Genomic DNA, 11480 nt, shown 5'->3' on the forward strand with positions numbered 1-11480 from the left:
TTATCGCGCATAATCGTGCTCCTTAAACTTTAATGCCGTTCTTACGAACGTCAGCCAGCACAACATCGATACCTTTCTTATCGATGATACGCATACCTTTAGAAGAAACGCGCAGACGTACAAACTTCTGCTCACTCTCTACCCAGAAACGGTGCCAGTGCAGGTTCGGCAAAAAGCGACGACGTGTACGGTTCAGTGCGTGGGAAACATTGTTTCCTGTTACAGGACGCTTACCTGTAACCATGCAAACTCGAGACATGAAAATTACCTTTAACTATAGTTTATGTAACCTTCTATCAGATACTTATTGGACCTGAAGCCATAAGTCCCAGAGTTAAATAGGGTGGCTTCAATATCCTCAGGCGGAGCGTCCAAACCAAAGACAATAACCCGTACCGGTGGATAGAAGAGCGCGCATTCTACAGAAAAAAACTTCAGAAGAAAAGCGCATAAGATAAACACAGTCAACAAAAGCGATAACACTATTACTTCACAATCTTATTAACACTCAGATCAGGCCCCGCTCAGCCAGCGATACCGTCACGCCGGCCCCTACCACCATATGATCAAGCAGGCGGATATCCACTAAACTCAGCGCCTCTTTAATCCGCTGGGTGATGTTCTGGTCGGCCAGACTGGGTTCCGCAATACCTGAGGGATGATTATGCGCCAGAATCATCGCTGCAGCGTTATGGCTCAGCGCCAGTTTTACCACCTCCCGGGGGTGCACTGTCGCGCTGTCGATTGTGCCCTTAAACAGCTCTTCAAAGCAGATAACCCGATGCTGACTATCGAGCAACAGACAGGCAAATACCTCCCTGCTGCGATCACTTAACTGCAGCTGCAGATAATCCCTGACCAGATCTGGCGAGGTCAGCGCTGAATCCCGCTGCAACTGTTCCGCCTGACAGCGACGACTGATCTCCATCACCGCCTGCAGCTGAACATACTTTGCCGGCCCGAGTCCAAGCTGCTGACAAAACGCCTGTTGATCCGCCTTTATTAACGGCCTTAAACCGCCAAACTGGGTCAGCAGCCGACGGGCCAGATCCACGGCGCTGCAGCCTTTGACCCCGGTGCGCAGAAAAATTGCCAGTAGTTCGCCATCAGACAGGCTTGCGGCCCCCTGCCGTAACAGTTTTTCCCGGGGGCGTTCAGCCTCCGGCCAGTCAGTAATCGCCATTTTCACATCCTTGTGTCATATCTGATAAATTAATTTACCCGATCATTGTAGACCAGCACTCAGCAACGCGCCGCAGGAATGTAACTCAACCCGGGATAGTGGTATCGTATGGCTCCCAAATTACCGCAGATGAATAGTTACCCGGTATGCAGAGACTGACGAATAGACAGATTGTTTTAGGTATCACCGGCGGCATCGCTGCCTATAAAAGCGCCGAGCTCACCCGTTTACTGAAAGGCGCAGGTGCCGATGTTCAGGTGGTGATGACCCCGGCAGCCACTGAGTTTATTACCCCGCTGACCATGCAGGCACTTTCCGGCAATCCGGTACACCTGCATCTGCTTGATCCGGAAGCCGAAGCCGGGATGGGGCATATAGAACTGGCCAAATGGGCCGACCTGGTGCTCATCGCCCCCGCCAGCGCGAATTTTATGGCTCGACTGAATGCCGGTCAGGGCAGTGACCTGCTCAGCACACTCTGCCTCGCCACCGAAGCCCCTATCGTACTAGCACCCGCCATGAATCAGGCGATGTGGCGCGATCAGCAAACTCAAACCAATGCCACCAGCTTAGAACGCAAAGGTATACAACTGTTAGGCCCGGGTACAGGCGAACAGGCCTGCGGCGATACCGGCCCTGGCCGAATGTTAGAGCCAATAGAGATTGCACAACAGACCGCCGCATTGTTTGACCGGGGATTACTGGCAGGGAAACGGGTATTTATCACTGCGGGACCGACCCGTGAAGCGCTTGATCCGGTGCGCTATATCAGCAACCACAGTTCCGGCAAGATGGGCTATGCACTGGCTGAAGCCGCGGTTGACGCTGGCGCCAAAGTCACGCTAATTAGCGGTCCTGTTAACCTGCAAACACCCCCACGCTGTGAACGGATAATGGTTGAAAGTGCTGAACAGATGCTGGCAGCATCACTGCAGCATATCGATGAGTGCGATATCTTTATCGCCTCGGCTGCGGTTGCCGATTACCGCCCCGTTGCCGTCGCCGAGCATAAACTGAAAAAAGGCAACGAAGAGATCATGGAACTGCGTCTGGTGAAGAACCCGGATATCGTTGCCACGGTCGCTGCACAATCCAACAAACCTTTTACTGTGGGTTTTGCCGCCGAAACCCGGGATGTCGTCAGTTATGCACAGGATAAACTGACGCGTAAAAATCTCGATCTGATTATTGCCAATGATGTATCCCGCAGCGATATCGGCTTCAACAGTGACGATAATGCGGTGACGGTCATCAGCCACCATAACGTTCAGCAACTGCCGTTATGCAGTAAGCGCCAGCTGGCAGCAAAGCTGATTGAAATCATCGCTAGCAATCAGGAGAGCTAATCAGATGCAACCACTTCAGGTTAAACTGCTGGATCCGCGTATCGGTGATGAGTTCCCCCTGCCCCACTATGCCACTGAGGGTTCAGCAGGACTGGATCTGCGCGCCTGTCTGAACCAGCCGATAACTCTGGAACCCGGGCAGACCGAACTTCTGCCAACCGGCATCGCTATCCATATTGGAGATCCGGGCCTCTGTGCGATGATTTTGCCCCGCTCCGGGCTGGGTCATAAACATGGCATTGTTCTCGGCAATCTGGTGGGCCTGATCGACTCTGATTATCAGGGCCAGCTGATGGTGTCTTGCTGGAACCGTGGCCAAACCACCTTTACCGTTGAACCCGGCGAACGCATTGCTCAGTTAGTACTGGTACCCGTGGTGCAGGCCAGTTTTGAGATCGTCGATGAGTTCAGTGAAAGCGACCGCGGCGAAGGCGGTTTCGGCTCTTCCGGCCGCCACTAATACAGCCTCAGGGAAACTTAACCGTTGAATGGGCAAGACCTCAATCCGACTATATTTCGCGCCTATGATATCCGCGGTACCTATCCGCAAAGCCTGAACGCCGCCAGTACAACACTGATCGGCCGGGCGATTGGCAGCGAAGCCCTCGCTCGGCATCAGCAGAGCATCTGTGTCGGTTATGATGGCCGTCTGTCCAGCCCTGAACTCAGTGACGCACTGATCGCCGGGTTACGGCAAAGTGGCGTCGATGTCATCAATCTCGGGATGGTTCCCACTCCTGCGTTATATTTCGCGACTCACGCCCTGAATACCGGCTCAGGCGTGATGGTCACCGGCAGCCATAATCCGGCTGAATACAACGGTTTTAAAATCATGCTGGGGGGTCATACCCTCTCCGGTGATGAAATAACCGGAATCTACCAACGCATCGCTAACGGGCAGCTAACAGAGGGCTCCGGAGCGCTGCACTCTGAAGACATCAGTGAATCTTACCCTGACCGCATACTGGTTGATCGACAACTAAGCAGACCGCTGAAGGTTGTTGTCGACTGCGGCAATGGTGTTCCCGGCCCTTGGATCGTCAGGCTGCTGGAACGTTTTGGTTGCGAGGTTTTGCCATTATACTGCGATGTCGATGGCCGTTTTCCTAACCACCATCCCGACCCGGAAAAAGCCGAAAACCTGCTCGACCTGATTAGCAAAGTACGCGAATCAGCTGCAGATATCGGACTGGCACTGGACGGTGATGGCGACCGTCTGGCGGTGGTCAGCAACAGTGGAAAAATCATCACACCGGATCAGCTGATCTGTCTGTTCAGCCAGGATCTGTTGCTGCGCCACCCAGGCGCGGAGATCGTCTACGACGTTAAGTGCTCGCTCAACCTCCCCCTGCTGATTAACAAGCTAGGAGGTAAAGGCGATATGTGGCGCTGCGGCCACTCGATGATCAAAAACCGGATGCGTCAGACGCAAGCGATGTTCGGCGGTGAGTTCAGCGGTCATCTGTTTTTCGCCGAACAGTGGTATGGCTTTGACGACGGACTTTATGCCGCTGTACGATTTTTGCAGCTATTAAGCAGTGGCGACAAAACGGCAGACCAGCTTTTTAGTCAGTTTCCGCCACTGCCTTCGACTCCCATGATCAACATCGCCATCAGTGACGAAGACAAATTCCGCATTATTGAGCAGTTCAGCCAGCTGGATTTTTTTCCGGCCCGGGTCTGTCATGTGGATGGTTTGCGGGTAGAATACAACGATGGCTGGTTCGGCATCCGCCCCTCCAATACAACCCCGATGCTAACCCTCAGAATTGAAGCACTCAGCGTTGCAGCACTGCAGAAAATCAGTCAACTGCTACAACAGAAACTGCAACAGGTAATGCCAGACTTGCAAATACCGGAGTTAGCAGTTACAAACTATACAAACCCTACAGATAGAGACGATACTCATGCCACTGTCACGTAAAGATGCGATGAATACCGCTAACGTGCTAAGCGAAGCACTCCCCTACATCCAGCAATTTTCCGGTAAAACCGTGGTCATTAAATACGGCGGTAACGCGATGATTGATGACAAATTGAAGGACAGCTTCGCCCGCGATATCGTGATGATGAAACTGATCGGCATCAACCCTATTGTCGTCCACGGTGGCGGCCCTCAGATTGGTGAGCTGCTGGATAAGCTGGCGATTGAATCGCACTTTGTTAACGGCATGCGGGTCACCGATTCAAAAACCATGGATGTGGTTGAGATGGTACTGGGCGGCATGGTTAACAAAGATATTGTCGGCCTGATCAATCGCAACGGCGGTAAAGCAATCGGTCTGACCGGTAAAGATGGCATGCTGTTAGGCGCACGAAAACTGAAGGTAAAACATCAGTCACCGGAGATGTCTGTGCCTGAGATTATCGATATCGGCCATGTTGGCGAAGTCGATCACGTTAACATCAAAGTGCTTGATATGCTCAGCAACTCTGATTTCATTCCGGTTATTGCCCCCATCGGGGTTGGTAAAGATGGTGAATCCTACAATATTAATGCTGACCTTGTTGCCGGTAAAGTAGCTGAAGTGATGCAGGCGGAGAAGCTGATCCTGCTGACCAATATCAGCGGTTTGCTGGACAAAGAGGGCAATGTCCTGACCGGCCTGACAACGGCTCAGGTGGATGGGCTGATTGAAGACGGCACCATCTACGGCGGCATGCTACCCAAGATTGACTGCGCCCTTAGTGCCGTTAAGAGCGGCGTTAACAGCGCGCATATTATTGATGGCCGGGTAGCGCACGCCTGCATCCTGGAACTGTTTACCGACGAGGGTGTTGGTACACTGATCACCAACCAGTCGCGCAAGGTACAAGAGTGATGGATGCTGAAACAACAGAGAAACCCTCCCGGCGCGAGCAGATTCTGCAGTCGCTGGCGATGATGCTGGAAAGTGATCCGGGGGCCCGGATTACCACCGCAGCCCTGGCACGACATGTTGGCGTATCGGAAGCGGCGCTGTATCGCCACTTCCCCAGCAAAGCACGGATGTTTGAAGGGCTGATCTCATTTATTGAAGAGACCATGTTCAGCCGCATCAACATTATCACCGGCTCCGATGCCAACGGTATGAAGCAGTGTGAACAGATTCTCACCCTGCTGCTGGCGTTTGTAGAGAAGAATCCGGGCATGGCTCGGATTCTCACGGGAGATGCGCTGTCCGGAGAAACCGACCGGCTGCGACAACGCATCAATCAGTTTTTTGAACGTATGGAAACCCAGTTGAAACAGATTATGCGTACCGCCGAGCAGGTTGAAGGATTACGCACCCAACTGCCCACCGGCGCCACCGCCAATCTGATGCTGGCTTGTGCAGAGGGACGCATCCGGCAGTTTGTTCGCAGTGAGTTCAAAGCCCGCCCAACCACTAACTGGGCAGACCAGTGGAGCATACTTGCGGCGGCTGCCAGCCGCTGAGGCGAGCAGATTATGATTTTAGACTATCGTTTTGAGACTATGGTTTTGAGAACGGGTGCTGCACTTGCTGAACCAGGTTATCACGACAGTGCCCCTCATACCGATCACACTCATGTTCCAGCTTGCGTTCAGCAAGCTGGGCCTCAATCAGTCGGCGCGCTTCTGCCTGCTGAAACAGAAAACCGCTAGGGGCCACCAGCTGGATACCTTGCTCGCCAATTTTGGGTAACGCATCCTGAAGATAACGGATAGTTTCCGGATAGGGGTGACAGATCAGCACAGCGAAGCCCTGCTCCTGAGACAGCCTCAAGGCGTAACGGAACTGTTTATCAATAAACGCAGTGGTCTGCTCATGATCAAGAAAAACATCCCGCACCAACCAGGGAATTCCCTGAGAATAAGCTGATTTCCAGGCCATGGTGTCTTTGGTGGTGCGACTATCGAGGAAGAATAAGCCCTGTTCTGCCAACACCCCCATTACCCAGTCCATCTTCTGCCGCTGCTGCGTTAACAGACTGCCCATATGATTATTTACGCCAGACACATGGGGGACTGCCCCGATAGCATCCCGCAGAACGGTAGTCAGTTGTACCCGGTTCTGAGTATCAGTCAGCGCCCCCGGCCCTAAACGCAGATGAGCAGTATTCTCCATAGGCGCATGCAGCATTACCTCCTTGCCCTCACGGTAAGCCATCTCGGCAAGGAATATGCTGTGCGGGGTATGCGGCAGAACAGAGTAAGCAATAGGTCCTGGCAGCCTGATCGCAGCTTTGCCATGTTCCAGATTATTGCCAATATCATCAACAATTATAATCAGACGTGGAGGCGCTGTTTCAGCCATCAGCGGCTGACACAGCGTCAGTAAAAAGAGCAGACTAACAGCATAAAACCCCGCAAGTCTTTGAGACAGAAGAACCGTTCGCTTCACTGCGTCTGAGTATCCGCTTTCAACTGCCGGGCAGCCGCTGCGGATTTAACCACGGCAAGTCCTTTCAACAGATTCAATGCTTCGTAGAGCTGAAAGTCACTTTCGACCATCGACACTAACGCCTCAGACGGATCCGGCGCTTTCGCTTTGGCGTTCTCAAGATGACCGCTCAGGTCACGCTCTTTGATGAAATTACCGGAATCTTTAAGATTCACATCCGCTTCAGCAACATAGATATCAGGCACGATGCCCTGAGCCTGAATAGAGCGACCCAGGGGCGTATAGTAACGGGCGGTTGTCAGCTTCAAGGCACGCTGTTTTGTCAGCGGCAAAATAGTCTGCACCGAACCTTTACCAAAGCTGTCAACACCCATAATGACCGCACGGGCCTGATCTTGCAGGGCACCGGCAACGATCTCTGAGGCAGAAGCTGAGCCCTGGTTGATCAGTACTACAATCGGCACACTGTTATCGATCAGCATATTCTGGGTTGCATTGTAACGCAGCTCTGAATTAGCCACCCGACCCTGAGTATAAACAATCAGCCCCTGATCCAGAAATGCATCGCATACCTCTACAGCTGCGCGCAGGACACCGCCTGGATTATTGCGCAGATCCAGCACTACACCGTTTACCTCACTCTCAGCCTTCAGTTTTTCAATGGCCGATTGCAGGTCTTTACCGGTATTCACCTGAAACTGTGTAATACGCAGATAACCGATACCGCCATCAAGCATGCGTTGCTTGACACTGGCAACGCGGATAATGTCACGCACCACCACAATCTCAAGCGGTTTATCTTCGCCTTCACGTATCACCGTCAGGCGCAGCTCAGAACCCGGTTTACCGCGCATCAACTTGACCGCATCTGCCAGCCCCATCCCCTGAACAGGCTGGTCTCCCAGTTTGATAATCAGGTCACCGGCTTTAACGCCAGCCCGCTGCGCGGGGGTATCATCGAATGGTGCAATTACACGGATAAAGCCATCTTCCAGACCCACCTCAATTCCCAGCCCACCAAACTCACCACTGGTATGGCTCTGCAGATCAGAGAACGCTTCTGGCTCCAGATACGCTGAGTGAGGATCAAGCCCGGCGAGCATACCCCGTACCGCATCTTCCAGCAGTTTGGCATCATCAACCGGCTCAACATAGGCATTTTTGATACGCTCAAAGACTTCAGTAAACAGCCGGATCTCTTCCAGCGGAATAGTTTTTACCGCTGTATTTTCCGCTGTTGCTTCTACAGCAAACAGTGGAGTTGTTAACCCGCTCATCAGGCAGGCCAGCAACAGTGGTTTAGTCAGGCTGGAGAGCTGTTGCTTCAGCGTCATGGTTCATCCCTTTATACTTCTGTTAAATATTGAAACAGCATAACCGCTACGACTACCTTCTCGCCAGCCATTTAAGCGGATCTGTAGAATTTCCTTTATAGCGTACCGCAAAATAAAGACCCGACAGGTTGCTACCGCCACTACTGCCGACGGTCGCCAGCTGATCCCCGGGGGACACCCATTCACCAACGTCTCTCAAGAGCGATTCATTATGTCCATAGAGGCTCATATAACCACCACCATGATCAACAATCGTGAGCAGTCCATAGCCTCGCAACCAGTCAGAAAAAACTACCCGCCCATGGTGTACTGCTCTGACGGGCTGGCCCGATTTCTGTGTGACCAGAATTCCCTCATAGCGCATGCCATCCTGATTGCTACCGAAGCGACGGCTAATATTTCCTTTTGTCGGCCAGGGTAATCGCCCCTTAAGTTCACCAAAGGAACGCTCATCGCCACCGATGGCGATCTTTTCAATCGACTCACGAATCTGCGCAAGAAGCGCTTCAAGACGCTTTTGATCGGCCTGCATCGTTTTCAGTTGCTGACTGCCGTCGGTCAGTTTTTTCTCCAGCTTACTCAACACGACACGGCGTTCCTGGCGTACTGACTCCAGATCATTTGAGCGCGCTTTAAGCAGATCCCGCCGGTCGAAAATATCCTGTTGCGCAGCGCGGATATCCTGTTCAGCTTTATCCAGCTTAACCAAGCCCTGCCGAAATGACTCAAGCCGCTCACCAAGCGTTTTATTGATCCGGTCATAGTAACGCAGCATTCGCGAGACCTGCTCCGGATCCCGCTGTGTCAGCAGTAATTGCAGACGGGGCTGGTTGCCGGTTTTATATTGCTGACGCAACTGCTGCTCCAAACCTGCGGCCTGCTTTTTCAACCCGCTCAGGAGAGGTTTTTTTTGCTGCTCAAGTTTACGCAACCGCTCTTCAGCCCCTTTCAATTGCGTATTAAGCCGAAGAATCTCCTGCGCCAGCTCACCAATACTTTTATCGGTGCGGCGTAAATCTTGCTGCACAGATGAGCGTTCACCCTCTAACGATCCCAGTGTTTTAGTCAGTTTGCTAATGGTTTTCTTGAGGGTGTCAATCTCCGCTTCGGTGGCTTTTTCCTGCGCAGCAGCAAGCGGCAGCGGTAAAGACAACAGCAAAAGTGCTACAACAATATGTGTCAGTTTTCTCAGCATATACAAGAAAGGCCGTTCAATGAACGGCCTCAATCCCTACCTCAGTTCAGCCAGTGAATGGCCGGTCATCTCTGCCGGTTGCTGCAGCCCCATCAGCGCCAGCAGCGTTGGTGCCAGATCACACAGCGCACCATCATTCAGGTGTAGCTGAGATCTGCGTGGACCATCGTACACCAGCGCCACCGGCCAGGTTGTATGCGCCGTATGCGCCTGCCCGGTTTTCGGGTTAACCATCAGTTCAACATTGCCATGATCGGCCGTAATCAGAGTCTCACCCGCCACCTCTCGCATCGCGTCGAGCACCCGGGAAACGCACTGATCAATCACCTCAACCGCCTTCACTGCCGCGGCAAAATTACCGGTGTGCCCCACCATATCGGGGTTAGCAAAGTTGCATACGATCAGATCAAACTTACCACTAGCGATCGCCTCGACCAATTTATCAGTGACCTCCGGCGCGCTCATCTCCGGCTTGAGATCATAGGTAGCAACATCAGGAGAGGGCACAAGAATACGTTCTTCACCGTCATAAGGCTGCTCTTCACCGCCATTAAAAAAGAACGTCACATGGGCATATTTCTCAGTTTCAGCGATACGCAGCTGCGTTCGACCCTGCTTTGCCAGAAAATCACCCAGACTGTTAAACAGCTTAACCGGCGGATAGGCACAGCTGGCGTCAATATCAGACGCATATTCGGTCATCATCACATAGTCCGCCAGTTGCGGCACAGTTGCTCGAACAAACCCATCAAATTGGGCATCGACAAACGCCCGGGTAATCTCCCGTGAACGATCCGGACGGAAGTTGGCACAGATCACTGTATCATTATCATGCACCAGTCCTTTCGGCAGGCCGTCTTCACCAATAATCGTCGTGGCCTGAACGAACTCATCATTCTCATCACGCTCGTAGGCGTTATGCAGGGCATCCAATGCTGAGGTTTCATAACAGGGAGCCACACCCGCCGTCATCGCATCATACGCCAGTTGAACACGATCCCAGCGGTTATCCCGATCCATTGCAAAATAACGTCCGACGATGGTCGCAATAGCGCCAACACCCAGCTCGGTAAACTTAGCTTCAGCCGCTATGATTGAGGCTTCAGCACTGCGCGGCGGCATATCACGACCATCAAGAATTCCATGCAGAAATACCTTTTGCGCACCACGCTTAACGGCCATCTCCAACAGTGCAAACATATGCTCTTCATGGCTATGAACGCCACCGGGGGATAACAAACCGGTAACATGGACTGCACCACCCGCAGCGATCGCTTTATCAATTGCTGCCGTCAGCACCTCGTTGTGAAAGAGCTCGCCATCTTCAATCGCTTTACTTATACGGGTAAAGTTCTGATACACCACGCGACCAGCACCGATATTCATATGACCGACTTCAGAATTACCCATCTGCCCTTCCGGCAAGCCGACGGCCAAACCAGAGGTCGCAATTCGACTGTGAGGCGCATCGGCCATCAACTGATCCCAGGTTGGTGTATTGGCTGCGGCTATAGCACTGGATTCGGTTTGTTCAACACCGAAGCCATCGAGAATAATAAGTGCTTTTGGGGATCGTTGTTCAGTCATAGAGGTCTTTTCACCCGGAGTTATTTTTAGTGCAGAGCTTTTAGTAAATAGCTTCTAATAAAGAGGTTTTATTACAGTTTTTTCCAGTACTGCTTTTTCAGTACTGTGCTTTCCAGTACACACATTACCTTAATATGTACAACAGGTTATATTCAGCGTTATCGGTTAACGCATTTTACAACTGGCTCAATAGCTGATCATTTTACTGAGAAAAACCTGCAATGGCTAATTATCTCAGGAGAACACCCCGTTCAATTCCCCCTGGATGCCCATCAGATCATATATCCTGAACATTGATCACTTTTCCTCAGGATTTCACCCTTTCGGCTGTTACCAGTTTCGCTTTCGCAAGGTATACTTACCGGCTTTAAAACGATCACCTTTAAAAACTATCATCGCGACCCGCAATTATTTCAGCGACTTCGCAACTGGCCGGATACAGAGAATGGAACAACTGCTCGAATTCATCACTAACAATATTATGCTGGT

The 11480-nt window shown here is 52.0% G+C and carries 11 protein-coding genes; 5 read left to right on the plus strand and 6 right to left on the minus strand.

Features of this window, described 5'->3' with window-relative positions; genetic code table 11:
- Window positions 1–22: 22 nt before the first annotated feature.
- On the minus strand, window positions 23–259 hold the full coding sequence (rpmB, locus tag Q0499_RS11545; protein WP_296056336.1) for a 50S ribosomal protein L28: 237 nt from the start codon (window positions 257–259) through the stop codon (window positions 23–25).
- 249 nt (window positions 260–508) lie between these two features.
- Window positions 509–1183, minus strand: a complete 675-nt coding sequence (gene radC, locus Q0499_RS11550; protein ID WP_299199472.1) for a DNA repair protein RadC — start codon at window positions 1181–1183, stop codon at window positions 509–511.
- Window positions 1184–1329: 146 nt separating this feature from the next.
- Between radC and coaBC the strand changes: the two genes are divergently transcribed.
- The 5 genes from coaBC to slmA are packed head-to-tail and all read left to right on the plus strand — an operon-like array spanning window position 1330 to window position 5947.
- Window positions 1330–2529: a bifunctional phosphopantothenoylcysteine decarboxylase/phosphopantothenate--cysteine ligase CoaBC gene (gene coaBC / locus Q0499_RS11555; protein ID WP_299199474.1), complete on the plus strand. Its 1200-nt coding sequence runs from the start codon at window positions 1330–1332 to the stop codon at window positions 2527–2529.
- 4 nt (window positions 2530–2533) lie between these two features.
- Complete coding sequence (gene dut / locus Q0499_RS11560) at window positions 2534–2989, plus strand: dUTP diphosphatase (protein ID WP_299199476.1); 456 nt, start codon at window positions 2534–2536, stop codon at window positions 2987–2989.
- A gap of 24 nt (window positions 2990–3013) precedes the next feature.
- Complete coding sequence (locus tag Q0499_RS11565) at window positions 3014–4453, plus strand: phosphomannomutase/phosphoglucomutase (RefSeq protein WP_299199478.1); 1440 nt, start codon at window positions 3014–3016, stop codon at window positions 4451–4453.
- A complete protein-coding gene (gene argB, locus Q0499_RS11570) occupies window positions 4437–5351 on the plus strand; it encodes an acetylglutamate kinase (RefSeq protein ID WP_299199480.1) in 915 nt (304 codons plus the stop codon). The genes Q0499_RS11565 and argB overlap by 17 nt, the downstream gene beginning before the upstream one ends.
- Window positions 5351–5947: a nucleoid occlusion factor SlmA gene (slmA, locus tag Q0499_RS11575; protein WP_299199482.1), complete on the plus strand. Its 597-nt coding sequence runs from the start codon at window positions 5351–5353 to the stop codon at window positions 5945–5947. Before argB ends, slmA begins: the two co-directional genes overlap by 1 nt.
- A 37-nt stretch (window positions 5948–5984) precedes the next feature.
- Here the strand turns inward: slmA and Q0499_RS11580 are convergent, their stop codons facing one another.
- From Q0499_RS11580 to gpmI, 4 genes are read right to left on the minus strand one after another with little or no spacing between them, the layout of a single operon-like run.
- Window positions 5985–6875 (minus strand): divergent polysaccharide deacetylase family protein, encoded by an 891-nt coding sequence (locus tag Q0499_RS11580; RefSeq protein WP_299199485.1) that lies wholly within the window; start codon window positions 6873–6875, stop codon window positions 5985–5987.
- Window positions 6872–8209, minus strand: a complete 1338-nt coding sequence (locus Q0499_RS11585; protein WP_299199487.1) for a S41 family peptidase — start codon at window positions 8207–8209, stop codon at window positions 6872–6874. The genes Q0499_RS11580 and Q0499_RS11585 overlap by 4 nt, the downstream gene beginning before the upstream one ends.
- A 52-nt stretch (window positions 8210–8261) precedes the next feature.
- Entirely contained in the window at window positions 8262–9404 is a 1143-nt protein-coding gene (locus Q0499_RS11590; protein ID WP_299199489.1) for a peptidoglycan DD-metalloendopeptidase family protein, read from the minus strand.
- Between the two features lie 36 nt (window positions 9405–9440).
- Complete coding sequence (gene gpmI, locus Q0499_RS11595) at window positions 9441–10991, minus strand: 2,3-bisphosphoglycerate-independent phosphoglycerate mutase (protein ID WP_299199491.1); 1551 nt, start codon at window positions 10989–10991, stop codon at window positions 9441–9443.
- Window positions 10992–11480: the final 489 nt, after the last annotated feature.

Source organism: uncultured Amphritea sp. (assembly GCF_937127095.1).
Taxonomy (GTDB): Bacteria; Pseudomonadota; Gammaproteobacteria; order Pseudomonadales; family Balneatricaceae; genus Amphritea.